We start from the raw sequence: 20,747 nt of genomic DNA, 5'->3' as shown, positions 1-20,747 counted from the left end.
ATATGCACATGGCCAATAACGTAGCGACTTTGGTAAAGCAGCACCTCAGCCAATTGCTGGGGTTGCCATTGGATGAAATCAGCCCGGACTGTGCGTTGAGCGATTTGGGTATTGATACGGCAACATTGCAGCGTCTGATTACTGCGTTGAGCACGCAGCTGGAGATCCCTCTGGGTTATCAGGATATCAAGACAGGCCGAACCGTTCGCTCGGTCATCACGCTGCTGGAAACGAAAACGCAGGCGTCGACCGCAAGTCCGCAGTCTGTCGCTGACCAGCTCATGGCGCTGGCGGCGCAGGTCACCGGTTGGACCGTCAGTGATATGACGGGCGACACCGCATTGAGTGACCTGGGTTTTGATTCAATCAAGTTGACGGTGTTCGGCAACCTGATCCACGAGCAGTTTGACATCGTCCTGGAGCCGGTGGCATTTCTCAATCACGGGACGCTGTCGGCGTTGAGCGAGCACGTTTCCAGCAAGCTCGTTGTATTCCATGCCCCTCGCACGGAGACGACAGCCGTAATTGGCAACGCTGCAGCAACCACCGATACCATGATCGACAGGTTGATCGAATTGACGGCCGGTATCACCGGCTGGGCTATCAGCGATATCACTTCCGACAGTGAGTTGAGTGATCTGGGATTTGACTCAATCAAACTGACGGCATTCGGCTCCGCCATTACCCAGGCATTCGGGGTTGTTCTGGCCCCGGTGGTTTTTCTCGAGCAAACATCGCTTAAGGCGTTGGCCGCACATGTCGCCGGACTGGTGACCGCAGGTGAGCCGCGTGACGAAGACGTGGCGCAGCTGCCGCCAGCACGCCCTGAAGAGGTCGCCAACCTGGTGAACGCGGCGCCAGGGCGCAGTACCGGCCAGCGTCTTGCACCGGGTAGCGTGGTGGTGGTCGTGGGTGCCGGTCCGGGCGGGTTGGTGACCGCCAAGTGCCTGCGTGAAGACGGGATGCGGCCGATCATCCTCGAACGTACCGACCGGCTCGGCGGCACCTATGTGTTTCGCGATGATCACAAGGGCGGAGCATACAAATCGCTGAAGATGCAGAGTTCTAAGCACACGTTTTTCTTCTCGGATTTTCCGCCACCGGCGTCGACTGATCTTTTCCCTCCGGTCGAGCAAGTCAACGCCTACCTGCACGCCTACGCCGACCATTTCGGCATTCGCGAATGCTTGCGCTTTTCGCATGCGGTGAACGACATCGCCCGGTCCGGTGATGGTTGGGTACTCAATGTGCAAACGCCCGAGGGTGCCATCGACTTGCAGGCCGATGGCGTGGTGCTTTGCACAGGTAGCTACTGGGTGCCCAATGTGCCTGAGATCGCCGGTGCGCAGGAATTCAAGGGACAAGTGTTGACTGCCGACTGCTATCACGACAACAGCATTTTCGTGGGCAAAAAAGTCCTGGTCATTGGCGGTGGCGTCAGTGGCTGCGACGTGGCCAGCGAAGCCTCGGACACCGCGCAATCGGTGCACTTGGCGAGCCACAATCGTTTGTGGATTCTGCCCAGCATGCTGGGCTTTGTGCCCAATGAGTTGACTGCATCATTTGTTGATCGAGTGCTGAATGACCAGCTCGATGAGTCGGCGTTCAAGGCCCGACTCGCCGGTGTCATTCCCGATTACATGCGCAAACTGGAAGCCAGCGGATTGATGCCTGCTGGCATTCCCAACAACGCCATTGGGCGCAGCGACGAGATTATTGCGCGGATCGATAATGGCCAGGTGAAAGTGTCTGCTGAGATCGCCCGGTTCGATCAGGGCGGTGTGTGGTGCGCGGATGGCACGTATCAACCCATCGACATCGTGGTCTATTGCACGGGATACCGTGAATCGCCGACACCCTTTGCGCCGGCCCTCAGTTCCACTGATTTCTACCAATATACGTTCCTCCCTGAAGCACCCTCGCTGGCAAGAATGAGCGTGCCGTACGCCGTCGGCAAACAGAAGACAGTACTGGCCTCGGTATTGCCTTTCCTAGAATTGGTCGCGCGATGGTATTGCGGGGTCATCACTGGCCGCAATGCCTTGCCTGACGCGCCAGACATGCAAGCGTGGGTCGCTGAACGCTCGCGCTCGGGCCAGCATCCTGTGGTGTTTGACGGATGGCTCGAATCCCTGCGTATTGCGCTGGAAATCGGCGCGTTCCCGCGACCGGAAGAAGACTGGGCGCGTTATTGGGAACTGATCGGGTTGCCGCCGTTGTCCGCCCTGTTCCGCCTGGTCGGTCCACATGCCTGGCCGGGTGCCGAGCAGGCCCTGACGGCGGTCAAGCGACAACTTTTTCGAGGCAAGCGCCCAGCGGAGCACGAGTCGTTGCGGCTGGGCGTGCTTAAAGGGCTGGGCGTCGCCACCTTGCAGAAGATGGTCGAGCAAGGGCAGATCACCGAGTCTGATCTGCAGGCAGCAGCGCTATACCTGGGGCCGGCCTTGACGCCTGCCTTGCAACGGCTCGGTGCCAGCGATGTGCAGACGCCTGCGCCGCTCCCACGTTTGCAAGCGACGGCCAGTGCCCGTGCCGATGCACCGGCGACGGCTGACGCGGGTGTCGACAGTCAGGCGATTGCAATCATCGGCATGGCGGCGAGGATTCCGGGCTGCAAGGATCTTGGCGAGTTTCGTGATTTGCTCGAGCGCCAGGGCTCGGTCATCACTCAGGTGCCTGCGCAGCGTTGGCGTTGGCAGGATTTTGACGGCAATCCGGAGACCGAGCCGGGCAAAACCGATGCTCATCACGGAAGTTTTATTGCCGATGTGGAAGCGTTCTGTCCGGCAGAATATGGGTTAACCGATGCGCAGGCGATGTTTCTCGACCCCCAGGCGCGGCTGTTGCTGGATACATGTCGCGAACTGGTGGAGAGCGCCGGTTACGGCCGTGATGGCCTCAAAGGCAGAGACGTCGGGGTGATGGTCGGTGTGCAACGCCAAGAGTTCATGGCGCAGTTGCTGGATGCGCCGGAGCGGTTCACGCCTGCGGTTGAGAACGGCAGTTTTCATGGCCTGATGATCAATCGGATCGCTCATCATTTTGATTGGCGAGGTGGCAGTTATGCCGTAAATGCCGCCTGTGCCAGCTCTCTGGTGGCTATTCACAACGCGGTCGAAGCGCTGCGGCGCAAAGAAATCGAAGTGGCGGTTGCCGGTGGCGTCAACTTCCTGATGAGTCCGCTGTCGGCAATCGCCGAGCGCCAGCAACTGAGCATGTCACCGGGAAACACTGTTCGTGCATTCGATCAGCAAGCCGACGGAACCATTATCGGCGAAGGTTGTGGGCTGTTGCTGCTCAAACCTCTCGAGGCCGCATTGGCAGATGGCGATTGTGTGCTCGGCCTGATTGCCGGCAGCGCCGTGGGTAACAACGGTCGAACACTGCACGAGCTGGCGCCAAGCCCGGAAGGACAGGCTGCGGTATTGAAGCGAGCATTAAAGCGGGCGGGTGTTGAGGGTGCGAGCGTGGACTACGTGGAAGGTCAGGGCGCGGCGACTTCCCTGTCCGATCAAGCAGAACTGCATGCCTATCACCGAGTGTTCAGTGCCGCCCACGGCAGCCCGGGGCTGACCAATGCCAAGGCCAATATCGGCCACCTCGAAACGGCTTCGGGGGTGCTGGGCATCATCAAGACGTTGATCTCCATGAATACGGCTCAAGTGCCGGGTATCGCCAACCTGGCGCAGCTGAATTGGCCCGCGCAGCAACCGCTGGCATTGCGGCCTGTGCTGCAAAACGAAACATGGGTCCAGCATGATCCCTCACGTAAGGTCGCAGTGGTGCATAACTTCGGCGCAGGTGGCATCAATGCTGACGTGGTGCTTACCAGTTATGAATCACCTCGGAACGATGAAGAGCAAGGGCCGCGACTGTGCGTGTTTTCCGCACAGGACGAGCAGTTGCTGCGCAGTCACCTGAAGCGGCTGATCACCTGCCTGCGGGGGGCGGAACTCGCCTTGTATGGCTTTGACCGCGTCACGTTGAGCGATATCGCCACGAGCCTCTCTCGGCAACGGCAGCGCCGCACCCGATTCGCCGTTTATGCGGCCGACAAGGACCAACTGCTGAGCTATCTGGAGCAACGCCTATTCGGCGACGAGGCCTTGGCTGGGCAGATCGAGGCGGCTGGAGTGCCGATTCCGCCGGCCTCCTTCGCTGCCGCGCAGGCGTGGGTGCAGCATGGCAGCATCGAGCTGCCTGCGGGTGGGCGCGTCGTGCCCTTGCCGGCATCGCCGCTTGCTAAAAAACGCCTGTGGCCGTTTGACTTGCCGGTACCGGCGTCGCACATCGCAACGCTACCATCCGAGCGCGTGGAGCTGAGCCATGCGGCGAATGGATCGACGCTGCGTCAGGTGAAAAGCATCGCCTCGACACTGTTGACGGTGGACGTTGACGAGCTGGATGAGCATGAGACATTCGGCTACCTGGGGTTCACCTCGGTGTTGCTCAAGCAGTTCGCCAGCGACTTGTCCGCAGCCTTTGGTATTGCTGTCGGGCCAACTGTGCTGTTCAGCACCGCAACGCTGGGCAAGCTTGCGGGCTGGCTGGAGGAGCAGGGCGTCGTGCCGGTGCAACCGCCGATCCGCGACGCGCAAACGCGTGAAGCGTCGAGGCAATCCGCAGAAGCCCAAGACGATGCCATTGCGATCATCGGCCTTGCGGCTCGGTTGCCGGGGGCCGATAACGTGGAAGCGTTCGGGCAGAACCAGTTGCAGGGACGCAATTGTATCGTCCAGATCCCGGCGGATCGCTGGCAATGGCAAGACTATGAGGGCGACCCGCGACGTCAGAAAGGCAAGACGAATGCACGCTGGGGCGGATTCATTTCGGGTGTCGACCAGTTTGCACCGGAATTTTTCGGGATCCTGCCGTTTGAAGCGGAATTGATGGATCCGCAGCACCGGCTGTTTCTGAAAACGGCGTGGGAAGCGGTGTGGAGTGCCGGTATGGAACCCACGGCGCTGGCCGGGCAGTCGGTCGGGGTGTTTGTCGGCATGCAGTTTCAGGATTACCAGCAACTCTTGCTGATGCAGGGGCGGTTGGATGCGCAAACGTGCACCGGCAATGCGCAGACAATGTTGCCCAACAGGCTGTCATATCTGCTGGACATCAATGGTCCGAGTCAGGTGATTGATACGGCTTGCTCAAGCAGCCTGGTCGCGGTGCACGCGGCGGTCCAGGCGCTGCGCAATCGGGATTGCGAGATGGCCATCGTCGGTGGCAGCAACTTGATGTTGACGCCGGACATCCACATCATGGGCAGCCAATTGGGTGTGTTGTCGCCAACGGGGCAGTGCCGGACCCTGGACGCGGGTGCGGATGGGTATGTTCGCGGTGAAGGGGTAGGGGTCGTAGTGCTCAAATCCCTGGCCAGCGCGCGGCGCGATGGCGACCCTGTGGTTGGCGTGATTCGTGGTTCTGCGGTCAATCACGGTGGCAAGTCGGCGTCATTGACCGCCCCTAATCAGCAAGCCCAGTCAGCATTGATGGTCCGTGCGCTAGACGATGCAGGTCTCTCTTCCGACGCCATCAGCTATGTGGAAATGCACGGTACGGGCACTGAACTGGGCGACCCTATCGAGGTTGAAGCCATCACGGCGGCGTTTCGCGCACGTGGTACCCAGCGGCTTGCGCCTTGCGCCCTGGGTTCGGCCAAATCGAACATCGGCCACCTTGAAGCCGCGGCCGGGATGGCGGGGTTAATCAATGTGCTGATGGCCATGCGTTCCGGGCAACTGCCGGGCATGTCGTCTTTTCAATCGCTCAATCCTTACATCCAGCTGGGGCAAACCTTCGAAGTCCAGTCTTCGACGCGCGCCTGGGCCGATAATGGTCAGGGCCGGGTCGCGCTGGTCAACTCATTCGGTTTCGGTGGTACCAACGCCAGTGTTGTGGTCAGTGAACCGCCGCGCGGCTATGTGCCGACACATCAGCCGATTGCTGCCACGCCCTGGAATGACCGACGGTTCTGGATTCCAGGCGCTCCAGTGGTGACGACAGAGACCGCCCCCGGCCCCGCGACACAAGAAACGCATGTTGTTCTGGAGACGGTCGGTGCCGACCAGCCGGAGTCGCTACTGGCATTGCGCCCGGCGTGGAAGCCCGCGCCGTTGCATGCTTTGCAGAGCAATTCGCTGGAGAATCGCTCGGTCATTCTGGTCGGACGGTCAGACCGCGATCTGGCGACGGTTCATGATGCATTGCGCGGCCGAGGTGCCCACAGCGTTACCCGGCTGTCACTGGTCGACGATGAGGCCGATCCACTGGCTCGCCAATACGACACCCACTGCGCAATGGATGACCAGCTCAACCTTGCCGACCCACAGAGTTGGGCGACTCGATTGAGAGCGATCTGCCTCACCTCGGGAAACCCGGATGTATTGGTTGTTCTGGCGGATGAACAGGCTGACACCTCACCGTTGGGGCCGCAGACCGAGCGCTGGTTCCAGCTGTGCAAAATGGTCGTCGAAGGCGCTCTTCCGCGTTCAACGGCATTGATCTTCATGGCTCCGCCCAACAGCGTGGCGACCCCGGCCATCAGCGCGCTGGCGTCATTGCTGCAGACGGTTGTTCAGGAGGGCAATAATCCCAAGTTCATGATGCTCGATGTGGGCTGCTCGCTGGAGGAGCCGGCTGGCGTCAAACGCCTGCTGGAGGAAATCGAGCATTCGGCAGGCGCAGGGTGGGTAGCCTATCGTCCCGATCGCGTGCAGCGCGGCCTGGCTGTAGCCGACCTTTCGGCGTCAGATGAAAGGTCGCCACCAGGCTGGTTCAAGCACAAGGGGGTGTACCTGATCCCTGGTGGTGCTGGAGAGCTGGGTATTCAGTTGGCGAGCGCCATTGTGAGCACTTTCGACGCCACCATCGCGATGGTCGGTCGCTCCCCCGAAACGGGTGAAATCGCGCGCCGAATCCAGACATTACAAGCGTTGGCCTCGAACCCCACGAAGGTCATTTACTGTCAGGCGGACATCACTCAGTTGGCTCAGGTCGAAGCTACCGTGGCCGACGTGTTGCGCCAGTTCGGCCGAATTGACGGGGTTATCAACCTGGTCACTGATCACCGTGACGCGTTCCTTTACAACAAAAGCTGGAGTGATTTCCAGGAAGTGGCAGCGGCCAAAGCCGTTGGCACCGAGTTGCTTGATCGGGCTACTGCGGGACTGGATCTGGACCTGTTTGCGGTGTTCTCTTCCCAGGCTGCGCTTGGCATGGCAGGGGGGGCCGACTATGCCTACGGTTGCGCTTATCAAAATGCGTTTGCGGCGAGGCGGCATGAGTTGCAACAGCAAGGGCGCCGCCGGGGCCGTTCGCTGGCGGTCAGTTGGTCGCGGTGGGAGTGGGACAAGTACGTCACCCCCGAATTTGACCAATGGGTGGTCAGCCTCGGTTACCAATTCCTCAATGTCAGTGACGGCCTCGCGGCGTGGAAGCTTGCACTGGCAAGTGGAGAGCCTGAACTCTTTGTATTGAAAGGGGATCGTCAGCGGATTCTGGCCGGATTCGACCTTGAACTCGGCGCAATGACTGCCAGCAGGGCTGCCAAACAGCCGCTGGCGTCGACTCCGCCGGCAGTGGCGACCGTCGAGCCAGCGGCTCAGGTGGACACGTTGCTGTCGGGTCTTTCGGATGACGCGATCCGCGCGTTGGCAAAGAAATGGCTCGACGCCCCGCAGCCAGTGGCTGGCACCGTTGAGTCGAGAGACAGCCGAGACATTGGCGCAGAACTGATCGAACAGTTGAGGCGTTTCCTCAAAGTTGACCAGGTGGACGCGCATACCGATTTCCGGCGCCTGGGCATTGATTCGGTGATTGCATTGCAGGTGGTGAGGGAGCTGGAGAGTCTGTTCGAGATTGATATTCCATCGGTCTGGCTCTTCAAGTATCCGACAGTCAGCGCATTGGCCGCGCAGATTGAAGAGCAGCGTCGTGAGGTTGCCAGGTAAACCCGCAACAACCCTGGCAACAGGTTCTCCACTAAAAGGAATAGCAATGAAATATGGACTGATGTTGTTTTCGGAGTTGCAGCAGGAGGGGCCGTCGAACCCCTACGAGTTTGTTTCCGAGTTGAGTGGTTTTGCTGATCGGCAAGGTTTTGAAGCCATCTGGTTTCCCGAGCGCCATTTCAATCCCGTGGGTGGCAATTATCCCAACCCGGCACTTGCCGCCGCTTACGTGGCCGCCTGCACATCGCGCATTCGCCTGCGCGCTGGCAGTGTGGTCTTGCCGCTGCACCACCCGGCGGCCGTTGTAGAGGCGTGGGCAATGGTTGACCGCATGTCGGGCGGGCGGGTCGATCTGGGTGTTGCCAGTGGCTGGAATGCCGATGATTTTGTCCTGGCGCCGTCGTCCTTTGCTAACCTGAGGGATCTCTGGTTCGAACGCCTCGATCTGGTACGCAAACTCTGGCAGGGCGAGCCGTGTCGTTTTGCCAATGGCCATGGAGAACTGACGAATATTCAGACCTACCCGAGGCCCGTGCAGTCGTCCGTCAACCTGTGGATGGCGATCTCGAAACAGGCGGACTCGTTCGTCCGGGCGGGTGAACTCGGGGTGAATATCCTGACGATGTTGGCCGGGAGCAACCTTGAACAACTGTCCGAGAAAATCCAGATGTATCGCGCCGCGCGTGAGCGCTGTGGGCATGACCCTGAGGCGGGAACGGTGACATTGATGTTGCACACCTACCTGCATCCCGACGCGGCCACCGTCGAGCGCGTGGTTCGCGAACCGTTTCTCAAATACATTCGCAGCAGTCTGAGCAGTCACGTCAACGGTGGCGCAGTGAATGCCGGGGCCGCTACCTCCGCGCGCGAACTCGATCAATTGGCCGAGTATTCCTTTGAGCGCTATTTCACCACGGCAGCCTTGTTCGGCAATCTCGAGGACGGGCGGCGGATGGTTCGCCAGGTGTCCGCGGCAGGTGTCGACGAAATCGCTTGCATGCTGGATTTCATTACGGATGCCGACCATATCCGCTCAGGCCTGCCGCTGCTGAGCGCATTGGCCCGGGACGAACTCGTCCCTGCCAAAGGTTTCAAGGCAACCGAAAGGGAGCAAATCTGAAATGGATATCGAAATGCTCCGCCAACGATTGGCCAGCGAAATGGGGCTCAATTCGTCATTGCGCGACGAGGTGCTGCAGGCGCGTGATATCGATGACCACGGCGCTGTCCGGCCAGTGGTCAGCGATGAGGATATCGCCATCATCGGCATGTCCTGTCGCTTTCCGGGCGGTCAGGACCCTTGGGAGTTTTACCGTTCGTTGATGGAGGGGCGTGACCTTTTCTCGGGCTTGCCTGACGATCGCTGGCCCAATGCGTCCGGTGCCGGCACCCAAGGATTGAAAGTTGCCCTCCTGGACGACGTGCTGAGCTTTGACCATAAAACCTTTTCCCTGTCGGCTCGTGAGAGTGAGGCGCTCGACCCCCACCACCGACTGTTGCTGGAAGAGGTGCAACGGGCAATCATTGCGAGCAAAAACGACCCAACCAACTTTGGCGCGCGGCGTACCGGCGTCTTTGTTGCCATGTACAACCAGGACTTTGCTCATTACGCACGTTGGGGATGTTGGGAAGACCTGTCGAAGCTGTATCTGGCGACTGGCAATGCACATTGCATCCTGGCCAACCGCATTTCCTATCTGTTCAATCTCCAGGGGCCCAGCGAGATCATCGACACGGCATGCTCCAGTGCATTGGTCGCTTTGCACCGAGCTTGCCAGGCCATACGCTCGGGAGAGTGTGAGCAGGCCGTCGTCGGCGCGGTCAGTTTGCTACTCGAGCCTGGCCGGCTGTCGATGCTCAATAATCTCGGCCTGCTCAGCAATACAGGTATCTGCTCCCCGTTCGACCAGGCTGCTGATGGTCAGGTGATGGGTGAAGGGGTTGGGGCGGTCATCCTCAAGACCCTCGGTGACGCGCGTCGCGATGGCGATCCTGTGCTGGGGGTTATTGTCGGCTCCGCAGTGCAGCACCAAGGCAAAGGTGATGGCAGTCTGGTGCTGCCTTCGGCCGATGCTCAGCGCACGCTGGTTGAAAATCTGCTCAGCGCGCGCAACCTCGCGCCAAGTCATGTGAGCTATGTTGAGGCGCATGGCAATGGTGGAGGCGGTGACGGTATCGAGCTTCAGGCCATGCAGAGTGTCTATGGCCCTCAGGTTCGTCTGGGCTCCGTGAAAGGTAACGTTGGCTTTCTTGAAGCCGCGGGCGGCTTTTCGCAATTGGCCAAGGTATTGGGCGCCATTCGATTTGGCGTGATGCCGGCAACCCGCAATCACCAGCAGCTTCCCGCAAGCGCTGGCACGACACCGATTCTCAAGCGTCCGAGCGCATTGAGCGAGCTGGCAGCGCCAGCCTCGTTCATCGCGGCGATCAACAGTTACGGCCTGGGTGGCGTCAACGCCCACCTGCTGGTCACGCCGGATCCGGATCCCGAGCGCCAAGCTCCGGCGATCCCGCCAATCGGGGCCAACCGTCGATCCTTCCCGTTACCCAGACTGATGTGGGAGACCGCAGATATCCGGGCGCCCCAGGCACCAGCCAAGAACCTGGCGGGCGCGAGGGTGCCTGACATGCTGACGGCTGTTTGTGCTTGGACGGCGAAACAGGCGCAGGTTGAATTGGCTCAGGTCGATGTCGATCAGCCCATCAGTCGGCTGGGCCTGGACTCAATTGCATTGACCGGGTTCTGCAGCCTGGTGCGACGTGCGCTTGATGTAAACGTGCAAGCGTCGGCATTCGGTGCTTCGCCGACACCGCTGCAGATGGCCGACGCTCTCGAGATCTTGATCCAGTCGCGCGAGATGGACGGGGTTGAATCGCTCGCTGCGCTTGCCGATGTGCTGGATATCCTGCCGGGCTACGAACGTGTTCCCGTTGATCTCTTGGCGCGTCAGCATGAGATTGAGCGGCAATACCAGACGCTGTCAGCCGAGCTGGGCCCTCCCGGCACTCCGGCGCTTGCCTCACTTGCCGGCCGCTACAGGCAGACATTCGATCTGCTGCAAGACACCTCGGCAAACCTGTGGGTGTTCCTGCACATGGACGAAGGCAACACCTTTGATTTACCGGCGCTGGAAGCGTTGGTCGACATCCTCACCGCGGCCAGTCAGGCTGCCGACGCCGCGCTGATCAAAGGCGTTTTCCTGTCCCATCGCGGCCGTAACTTTTCTCTGGGCGGTAATCGACAAGCATTCGTCAACGACGCCGAGCAGCAGGACCACGGCGCTTTGGCACTGGTGGCGGGCAAATACCGGGACCTGCTCGACCTGCTTGAGCAGATGCCCTGTCTGACCTACGGCATTGCTTACGGGAGCGCCCAGGGCGGAGGGTTTGAGCTGTTGATGGCGTTGGATTATCAGTTTATTTGGCCGGGCGTCATGGTGGGCGTACCGGAAATCAAATCAGGGCTGATTGCCGGAATGGGCGGTATTTCCTACTTGGCTTCGGTTGTCGGCGCTGCTCGCGCGGCGACCCTTAACCTGACTGGCGAGTTACTGCCCAGCGAGGCTGCGGTCGATCTGGGACTATTGTCCGCATTGGCACACTCGCCGTTTCGCGACGCGCAGCGGTTTGACGCTGGGTTGCCGAATAAGCAGGTTGCTGTTCGGATAATGAAGTTGCTGCGACAGGAAAAACTGGCGCTCATGCGACGCGACATTAATGCGTGGGTAGCCTCGGTCAATGCCGGCGAGTTTATCGAGTTCAGTGACAAGATCCGTGAGGATTTTCAGTTGATTGCCCAATCTGGCGTGGTCCAGGCCGAGGAACCAATGAAGGCATCTACACACCTTGAAAACCGGCAAGGAGCACAAAGAATTGGATATTGATCAGGCTCAGGAAGGTTTGGTGACGCAACCCACCCATGGGTTACGCAAGACGGTCGGGTTGTGGGGTGCGGTCACGCTGGCAATCGGGATTGTGGTCGGGGCAGGCGTTCTGGCCTTGCCCGGCGTGGTATTCAGTGAGGCGGGTGGGGTGGCTTTGCTGTCGTGGGCCATGGATGGACTGCTGGTGCTGCCGCTGCTGGTGGTGCTAGCCACCTTGGGGCGTCGCTACCCGAGTGCAGGTGGCGTCGTAGGGTTCGTCGGGGTCAGCTTCCCTTGGGCCAAGGCAGGTAGCGGCTACGTCATCCTCAGTGCCTTCGCGCTTGGCTTGCCGGCGGCTGCCATTGCGGGCGCGGGGTATGTCGTGGCAACCATACCGACGCCCGTGCTGGCGGGCGTCGGATTGCGTGCGCATGACGCCATATCGCTGATTGCGGCACTGGTCACGGCTTTCGTCGTGGGCACCGCATGGTTTGGCGGACGTGTCGCCTCGACGTTGCAGAACATTGTCGTGACCCTGTTGATCGCCTGCATCGTCGGCGTGGTCATGCTTTCGGTTCCTTACTGGCAGCCCATTGACTGGACGGTATTGCCTTCCAACGAACTGGCCAATGCGGGCACTGCCACGCGGGTCTGGTACGGGATGAGCATTGCGTTTTTTGCCTTCACGGGCTGGGAAGTGCTCGCGTTCACTGCCGAAGAGTTCAAAAATCCAAAACGTGATTTCCCGTTGGCCCTGGCAATCAGTTTTGTATTCATCATGCTGCTTTACCTGGGTATCGGTATGGCCGTGCAAAGTATTGTCAGCCCCAATGACCCGCTGCTCGGCGTTGCGCCGTTGATGGTGATTGTCAAACATGCGGCTGGCGGTATGGCCGCTTCGATCATGGCTGTCATTGCCATCTTCATCATCATCACTAACCTCAATGGCGCGGTGTGGGCAGCTTCGCGGCTACTGTTCGACCTGGCCCGCGACGATCACGCGCCACGTCTGTTCCGTCATGTCGAACGCAGGAGCGCTGTACCTCGGCAGGCACTGCTAGGGATCGGTGTGCTGATGATGCTGGTGCTTGCCCTTTATCAATGGTCATGGCTGGACCTGTCGACATTGTTGCGGGTGGCGGGGCAGAACTGCTTTCTTTTATATCTGGCCAGCACCGCGGTTTACATCAAGGTCATGCAAGGTATCTGGACACGGGTGTTCGGATGCGCGGCGATGCTTATCTGCCTAGTGTTTGCGGCGGGGTTCGGCGGGGCGCTATTGTTCGCCGCGCTCGTGTTTGTCCTGCCTTATGTGATCAAGCCCGCGGGTCGATTACTGTCCGCGCGGGCCTGATTGCATCGCAGGCCGGGGGTCAGCTCCAGTCGTACTGTCGGTGATAGTCGCTGATCCCCTGGAGGGTCAGCAGCTTGCGGCCTTGATACGCGGCAGCATAGATATCGGCATAGGCATCGGGGTCCAATGAAATATTCTGGACCCCGAATGCCGTCTGTTTCTTCAAGTCCAGCAAGTGGTCATAAGCCTCAACGCTGAGTTCGACCCGGTCCTGATGGCTTTTGACGATGTTGCCCATGATTGACTTATAACTGTCAGGGGTCACGACACCGCTGAAAAATTCCGACACGCAGCCAGACCCGTAAGAAAACATCCCGATGCGAGAGGGCTGCTGGGGTGATCTGGTTTGCAGCAGGCTGACCAGCGCCAGATACAACGAAGCCGAATAGGTATTGCCTACATAGGACGCAATGTTCACCGACGCCGCGACACGCGTCTGGTAATCAGCCTCGATCTGCTGCCGATTGAAGCTCGTCAGGTCACGTGCCAGTTTGCGATGGGCGCCCTTCACCATGCCGGCGAACGGGGTGTGGAACAGGAGATATTGAAACGTCGTCTCGAAAACTGTATCGCTTACCTGGGCGGCATAGTCGTTGTAGGCTTCGCTCAAGCAATCCAGGTAGGAAAGCAGTGACAGATCGGCATCCCCGGTTTCCAGCTCACCGGTTGGGCGGCACGTGTCCATGATTTCGTAGCTGCACAAACCGGATGCGCCTTCATCGAGTGCCAGCACGTCGGGTTTGCGGCTGATCAGCATCGCGACGCCTGCCATGCCTTGTGAAGGCTCGGCGTAGGTCATGCGGGCTGATGGGCGTGCTTCGTCAGTGGCAATCACCAATGCCTTGAAATGCGGGTCCGCAGAGGCACTGACGGTGTTCACCGCCATCATCAGCGCGGCGGTGCCACCGTAACAAGCCTGCTTGACCTCAAACAGACGACATTGTCTCGGCAGGTCGAGGTAGTGCTGAATATAAGTGCTGATCGACTTTCCGAAGTCGACGCCCGACTCGGTGGCCACAATCAACAACCTGATGCTGGCCCGCTCTTGCGGCGTCAACGAATCCACGATGGGCTTGGCAGCATTGACGGCATGGGTGATCGAGTCTTCGCAAGGCAGTGCGATCGACTTTTCGTGCATCAGCAGGTTGTCGAGTCGGGCCGGGTCAAGGCCACGGGCCTCGAACAGGCGTTGCAAAGAGAGTTTGGCCCGGCCCACGTAGGCGTTGATTTTTTCGATGCCAACCGTCATGCGTCATTTCCTTTTGACCAGAGGATAGAAGTGTTAATGCCGCTAAACCCGAACGAGTTTTTCAATGCGTGGAAAAAATTCCCGCTGATGGCTGTATCATTCAGTAGGCATCCTGTTGTTTCGAGCGGTGAATGCAGGTGCCGAGTAGGATGAATCTGACCCCGGGCCAGTTGGCGCAGGGTCATGATCGATTCGATGATTCCGGAGGCCGAAAGGGTGTGGCCGATCCAGCTTTTGGCGCTATTCACCGGGATCCTGGCCGCCTCGAACACCTTGCCGATGGCCTCCAGCTCGACGGCATCACCAAGGGGCGAACCGGTACCGTGCGCGCTGACGAAATCCACCGCCGATGGCTGGAGCCCGGCAGACTCGATCGCCTGTTGCATGACCCGTGCTTCGGTGTCGCCGCAAGGCGTGGTAAATCGATGCGCCGCCAGTCGAAAGGCAGATCCCGTCAATAGTCCACAGAGCGGTCTGTTGCGTTTTGCCGCCGAATCGACCGACTCCAACAGCATCGCACCGGCCCCCTCCCCGAAGACGAAACCACGGTGGGTGTGATCGAACGGGTGATTGCGCACTATGCCGTCTTCGTCGCCCTGGGCCATGGCCCCGGCTTGCATGAACGCGTCGAACTCGGCCGTCGACAGACAAGGTGCTACGCCCACCACGAGGCAGGCATCCACAGCGCCGGACTGGATCAGGCGCGCGCCTTGAATCAGGGCGACCGAGCCAGAGGCAGAAGCGCCACCCACACTGAAACCCTCACCCCTGATGTTCAAGGCTTCGCTGAGACACCCCACCAGGTCGGTATCCATGAACTGGACGGCCCAAGAGGGCCGAACGGCGACGGCACCCCTAGCGATTTCAGCGTGTTCGCTGCCGTTGAGGTTGGAACCGCCGATGATCAGGCCCACGCGCTCCGGTAGAAAAGGCGTAGCGAAGGCATTTGCCTGGTGCCACGCCTGCGCAGCTGCCGCCATCGCCCAGGCATAGCCAGGCGGGCGCCGGTGGACGGTTTTTGCCAACACATGCACGGCGTCCGCCGCTATCCCGCTCATTTGCAGCGACTCGGCCAAATTGAACGGGGGCGTCGAATAGATGGCTATTTCGCTGATGGAGGCGTGTCTGCGAGCCAGGTCGACTGGCGGTTCAGTGACTAATGCGTCCAGCGCGGCGACTCCGACGCCGGCCGCCGTGACGGCGCCTGTGCCTGTGACCGCAACTTTGATGTCAGCGCCCATTAGCAGTGATCGCGGAGGGATCAAGCAGCCAGGAGTCAAACGTGTCAGCGATCGATTGCAAACTCAAACCTGCTACCTCGCGTAAGGTCACCGACCTGATGGAAAGGCCGATGGCTCTTGCGGTGACCATCAGGATTTCCGTTCTTTCGATAGAGCCGGCGTTGAGGTCGCTCAACGTCTGGGTGTCTTTGATATCCTGCTCATTGAGGTCGTAAATGACATCCAGGATAGTGTTTTTTAGCGTGAGTAAGGTGTTGGATGCGCTCATGATGAACTTGCCTGTTGAGTGGTGAGGAGGGGAGCTGATTGACGAGGTCGCCGTGGCCCAAGTGCAGCCTGAAAACGCTTTCGACGGCATTCAACGGTTGGAGAAGTTGTCTCACGCGGACATGGTTGATTCCCGAGCTTTTCGGTACGGCCAGTGACAGGACGGTGTCAGTGTCGATCTGCGCCTGCCATGCGAGCATTGATTCTTCACTGACCTGGGAGGAAAACTGGAAGCTGAATGCGCTGTGGTCGGACGCCAGATCACAGAAGATTTGTTTGAGGTCTGTCACTAGCCCGGTGCCGACTGATTTGAGTACTGCTTCCTTCAATGTCCAGTTTCTGAGGAAGTAGGTCTGCCTGGCTGTGTGCTGGCTCAAACTCTGAAAGGTTCGGTGTTCATGATCGGTCAACGAACAACTGGCGAGGGCGTCGATGTCCAGGCGCTGTTGATGGGTTTCGATGTCGAGGCCGATATTGCCTGGGCCGCTTTGACCATTCGCAGTCGCCGGCTGACCAAGCGCGATCGCTACATAACGATCACTGTGGGAGATGTTGAAATCACAGGTTATTTGACCTGGCATTGCATCAAGATAGGGTTTGCCCCACACGCCTTCCCGGAACCTGACCTGCTGCAGCGGTTGACCCGTTTGCAGGGCCAGCGATACTCGCGCCGTCGCGCGAGTCGCGATGTATTGCCTGCGCACTCGAGCCGAGCGGATACTCTCGGCGCGTTCCGCCTCTTCTTGGTCTAGAAAGCTGGCAAGACGATGCTGGTCAGCCTCCGTCAAGGCGTCCAGGCGCATGAGCATCACCTCGATTCCGTCAGCCATCGACGAGGCGTGGCGCACACCCACGCTAAACCCCTTGGAACGCGCTGATCTGGCGCGCCGCATCGCTCATCAGGGCTTGAGTCAACTGGTCGACATGGCGCTTTCTCCAGTCGCTCAGTTGTGTAGCACCCAACCAGTGATTCGCCGCACCGATGCTCGGCCCCGCCCATATCTGAAAATCGACTTTGCGAGTTTCATCGCCGGCCTGCGCATAACGACTGGCCTGCGAGCAGTACCATTTGAACACCTGCGCCATCTGGTATTTCGACCGGTCGCTGGCCGATAGATCGCAGGTAGTCGGACGTGCAGCCTCCAGCTCTTGCAAGACCATGGCAAATGACTTGCGAAAGTACTTCTCCTCAATGGATTGACGGATCTCGACGGGAATATCCAGCCAGCTGGAAAAACTGTTGTACAGCTCATACAGTTTTTTCGAACGGGCAGGGTAGAGCAGGCCTTTTTTCAGTACCTGAACTTTCGAACCGATCTCGAACATGTCCGACGACGGTGCGAAATCCGTGTCATTGGTACTGGCGCGGGACAGCATATCTTTCACCATATCACTGGTGGCAGCCTCTGGAGTACATTGGTTGATGGATCCCGTCACGACAAACTGCGCGCCCGACATGAAGGCGGCGGCGACACTTTCGGGCGAGCCCATGCCACCCGCCGCACCAATGTGGATGGTGTCGACAAATCCATGTTGTTTGATTGCATCATCACGTTGCCGGCGGATCGTGGGGAGAAGGTCAAGCCAGGTGGCTTTTCCGGTATGTCCGCCGGAGACACCTTCAATGCAGATATCGTCGGCAACCGCTCGATACGGGGCAAGGCTGGCTTGATGTGCTGTGATGGCGCCGCTGGCAAGCAATGCCTTGACCATATGTTCTGGGGCCGGAGAGAGAAACCGGGCAGCCACCGCCGGGTCCGACAGTTTGACGATCAACCTTGCCTGGCCGCCCGTTCGAGCGTGATCGTTGTCCCCCGGCGTTTTCGGAAGGGTGGCGAGGCGATACCTGACCAGTGCCTGTGTGACATCGACAAATGCGGCGGCCTCGACCACCGGGACGTTGTACTTGATAGCCAGATTGATAAGCGCGTCATCAGCGTGGCTGGCGACCAGGTTGAGTCCCCAGCATTTACCAGCGCACGAATCGGCAAGTGTCGCCAGTGCCCTTTCGGTTTCGTTGAGTGGCAGCCCACCGGAGCCGAAGAAGCCAAGAAGGTTGTTTTGCGCAAGTCTGGTGACCATGCGCGTGGAGGCGATTCCGCGCGCCATTCCACCTGCCAGGCAAGACAAATCGACCCTATAGCGTTCTCTAAAGGTGCTTGGACCAAGTGTATTTTTGAGCGTCTGGGTTTTCGGGAGTGCAGCTAATGGAGGTGGGGCAGGAGGGCTGATGTGGGTCGTTGCGGTCCGGGGAAGGGCGGTGGGCTGACCCTCTCGCGGTAGTTTTCTCAAAATGTTCTGCGTTAGGTTGGTGAGCGTTTTGCCTGGGCCCAGCTCAACCCATTCAATGTCCTGAAAGTCCTTGGCGACATTGACAACGCTGTCGAACCACTTGACCGGCATGGTGAGTTGATCGGCTAATAACTGTTGAGTCTGAGTCACAGTGTAGGGCTGGGCGGTGACGTTGGAAATGACCGGAAACTTTGCAGCATTGAAGTGCAACGCCCCCAGATACTCGTTGAACGATTGTTTCGCCGCTGCCATGTAGCGGGAGTGAAAGGCTCCGCTCACTGGCAGAACAAAAGCACTGGCGCCCAGTTCTTTTTCGATCAACTCGCAGGCTCTCGATATCTCGGTTGCCGGGCCCGCAATGACAAACTGTGTTGCGCTGTTTTCGTTTGCGATGTCGAACCCGTCAAGTGCATGTGCAGCGAGGAACTGCGCCAACTCATCGCGTGGGCGTCCGACGACTGCAATCATGCATCCGCCGCGTTGGGCCGCCATCAGTTCGGCGCGGCGCTTGACAATACTCAGGCCCTCTTCAAAGCTGAAGACGCCTGCAGCATATAGCGCGCTGTACTCGCCCAGGCTAAGTCCGGCGGTAACGGTCGGCAGGCGAGCGCTGTCTTCATAGTGAGCCTGGTAGTGCAGGGCGTTAACCAGAAACAGTGCAGGTTGGGTGTAAAGCGTGTTGTTGAGTTGTTCAACGGGGCCCGACGTACAGAGTGCCTGTACTGACCATCCAAGAATTTCTTCGGCAAGTTGTACTTGTTGGGGGAAGCGAGGGAATAGTTCCTTTCCCATCTCGAGATATTGCGAACCTTGACCTGGAAACAACGCTACATAAGGTTTCACGGATAGAGCGCTCCATTGCTCATGATCATATTGTCCGAATCTCGCACACTTCTGCTATACGTGTCTAGTTAGATCTACTAATCCTAACTTTTGGTTATAAGGATATAATTTTTCTCGTTGATAATCGTCCTCCCGGTCCAACAAACACGGTTGTAAGTTGGCGGGAGTCGATGGCAAACAGCACGGAATGGATGTTGATTGCAAGTTGGCGTCGGTGACGAAGCCTGATCCGTTTTATCGAGCCTGACGAAGTGGCCGGAAAAACGCTCGAACTTCTTCCGCAAGTGCCTGCGGTTGTTCCATAGCCGCGAAATGCCCGCCGCGGGGCATCATCGTCCAGCGTCGCACGTCGAAACAGCGCTCGACCCACGAACGTGGCGGCATCGGCAGTTCAACAGGAAATTGTGCAACTCCCAAAGGCGGCAACACTCGTTGGCCGCTTGCAAGATGCAGCGGTCGAGCGCGGCCCTCAAGGTACAAGCGAAACGATGAGCCGATGGTGCCAGTGAACCAATACACCGATAGGTTGGTCAGCAACTCATCCAGGCCAAAACCCTTTTCGATGTCACCTTGAAAGTCACTCCAGCCATGAAACTTCTCCAGAATCCATGCAGCCAGGCCTACAGGTGAATCATTCAGACCAAACGCCAGGCTTTGTGGTTTGGTCCCCTGGATCCGGCCATAAGCGCCTTCGGCATCAAGCCAGGCCGAGCTTGTTTGTAGGAATGTCTGCTCCTGCGCGGTGAGCGCTGGTTCGGCGTCGGTCAGGGGAGGGCGGTATGAGCCTGGGATGAAATTCAGGTGTACGCCCGTCACTCGCTGCGGAAATTGCCACGCCAGCCAGGTCGAAACGCCAGCGCCCCAATCACCGCCCTGCGCACCGAAGTGTTCATACCCTAACTGGGTCATCAGTCCGGCCCATAGCTGCGCCACTCGAGGTGAAGCGGTGCCGGGTGAAGTCGGCGCGGGCGAAAAGCCGTAGCCTGGCAACGATGGCACAACTACATCGAACGCATCCTGTGGATCACCACCATGACTACCTGGATCGGCCAGCAGCGGAATGATCGCCGCCATCTCCACGAAAGAACCCGGCCAGCCGTGGGTCAGGATCAATGGCATGGGAGCCGGGCCAGTGCCACGGCGATGAATGAAATGCAGCGACTGTCCCTCCACCTCGGTCATGAACTGACCTAACGCGTTTAAACGTTTCTCCTGTGCACGCCAATCAAAACTATCGCGCCAATAGGTCACGATGCGTTTGAGAAAGTCGGCGTCACAGCCTTCGTTCCAACCGCTGTCGGGTATTGTGTCGAGCCAGCGGGTGGTGCTCAGGCGTTGTTGTAAATCGCTGAGTGCGGCGTCGCTGATGGAGATTGTAAAAGGAGTGATGGTCATAGCCGGCGGGGTCCTTCCAGGGCGGGTTCCAGGGCGGAACTATGCCATGGTTTTCCACAGTCATCTACGATCAGAGGCTCACACATGGTCGCCGGTGTTTACGGCACTGGGGCACTTATTACCTTGACGAACATCGTTCAATACGTTTTTATTGCTTTCGCTTTCTTTCGAATCGAAATTTATGATGTCATATCGAAAGGTTGCCCGTGCCTTGGGCTCGCCGGGGTTCAGCCGTGTCATGGCTGAAGTTGTCCGAGAGTGATAGTGGGTGGATGGAGGCCGATAAAGTCAGGC

General features: G+C 59.0%; 10 protein-coding genes. 4 read left to right on the top strand and 6 right to left on the bottom strand.

The features are described from left to right. Positions 1–8: 8 nt before the first annotated feature. The 4 genes from BLQ55_RS13270 to BLQ55_RS13255 are packed head-to-tail and all read left to right on the top strand — an operon-like array spanning position 9 to position 13,166. Positions 9–7,949: an SDR family NAD(P)-dependent oxidoreductase gene (locus tag BLQ55_RS13270; protein ID WP_176814213.1), complete on the top strand. Its 7,941-nt coding sequence runs from the start codon at positions 9–11 to the stop codon at positions 7,947–7,949. 46 nt (positions 7,950–7,995) lie between these two features. Beyond that, on the top strand, positions 7,996–9,069 hold the full coding sequence (locus tag BLQ55_RS13265) for a MupA/Atu3671 family FMN-dependent luciferase-like monooxygenase (RefSeq protein WP_092254296.1): 1,074 nt from the start codon (positions 7,996–7,998) through the stop codon (positions 9,067–9,069). A 1-nt stretch (position 9,070) separates the two neighbouring features. Then, positions 9,071–11,833, top strand: a complete 2,763-nt coding sequence (locus tag BLQ55_RS13260) for a beta-ketoacyl synthase N-terminal-like domain-containing protein (protein ID WP_092254294.1) — start codon at positions 9,071–9,073, stop codon at positions 11,831–11,833. Continuing rightward, positions 11,796–13,166 carry an APC family permease gene (locus tag BLQ55_RS13255; RefSeq protein WP_092254292.1) on the top strand — a complete coding sequence of 457 codons (1,371 nt, stop codon included), beginning with the start codon at positions 11,796–11,798 and terminating at the stop codon, positions 13,164–13,166. Before BLQ55_RS13260 ends, BLQ55_RS13255 begins: the two co-directional genes overlap by 38 nt. Before the next feature lie 19 nt (positions 13,167–13,185). Here BLQ55_RS13255 and BLQ55_RS13250 read toward each other — a convergent pair whose 3' ends face one another. The 6 genes from BLQ55_RS13250 to BLQ55_RS13225 form a co-directional block, all read right to left on the bottom strand. Further along, positions 13,186–14,415, bottom strand: a complete 1,230-nt coding sequence (locus BLQ55_RS13250) for a hydroxymethylglutaryl-CoA synthase family protein (RefSeq protein WP_092254290.1) — start codon at positions 14,413–14,415, stop codon at positions 13,186–13,188. After that, positions 14,412–15,656: a beta-ketoacyl synthase N-terminal-like domain-containing protein gene (locus tag BLQ55_RS13245; RefSeq protein ID WP_092254288.1), complete on the bottom strand. Its 1,245-nt coding sequence runs from the start codon at positions 15,654–15,656 to the stop codon at positions 14,412–14,414. Before BLQ55_RS13245 ends, BLQ55_RS13250 begins: the two co-directional genes overlap by 4 nt. Continuing rightward, on the bottom strand, positions 15,646–15,924 hold the full coding sequence (locus tag BLQ55_RS13240; RefSeq protein ID WP_143011730.1) for an acyl carrier protein: 279 nt from the start codon (positions 15,922–15,924) through the stop codon (positions 15,646–15,648). The genes BLQ55_RS13245 and BLQ55_RS13240 overlap by 11 nt, the downstream gene beginning before the upstream one ends. Beyond that, positions 15,857–16,777, bottom strand: a complete 921-nt coding sequence (locus tag BLQ55_RS13235) for a 4'-phosphopantetheinyl transferase family protein (RefSeq protein WP_176814212.1) — start codon at positions 16,775–16,777, stop codon at positions 15,857–15,859. Before BLQ55_RS13235 ends, BLQ55_RS13240 begins: the two co-directional genes overlap by 68 nt. 1 nt (position 16,778) lies before the next feature. Further along, positions 16,779–19,058 (bottom strand): ACP S-malonyltransferase, encoded by a 2,280-nt coding sequence (gene fabD, locus BLQ55_RS13230; protein ID WP_143011729.1) that lies wholly within the window; start codon positions 19,056–19,058, stop codon positions 16,779–16,781. Between the two features lie 234 nt (positions 19,059–19,292). Next, complete coding sequence (locus tag BLQ55_RS13225; protein WP_092254280.1) at positions 19,293–20,453, bottom strand: epoxide hydrolase family protein; 1,161 nt, start codon at positions 20,451–20,453, stop codon at positions 19,293–19,295. Between the last annotated feature and the right edge of the window lie 294 nt (positions 20,454–20,747).

The organism is Pseudomonas sp. NFACC13-1 (genome assembly GCF_900104425.1).
Taxonomy (GTDB): Bacteria; Pseudomonadota; Gammaproteobacteria; order Pseudomonadales; family Pseudomonadaceae; genus Aquipseudomonas; species Aquipseudomonas fluorescens_AA.
The sequence above is the reverse complement of the archived record's forward strand: the minus strand, read 5'-3'. Positions and strand labels throughout refer to the sequence as shown.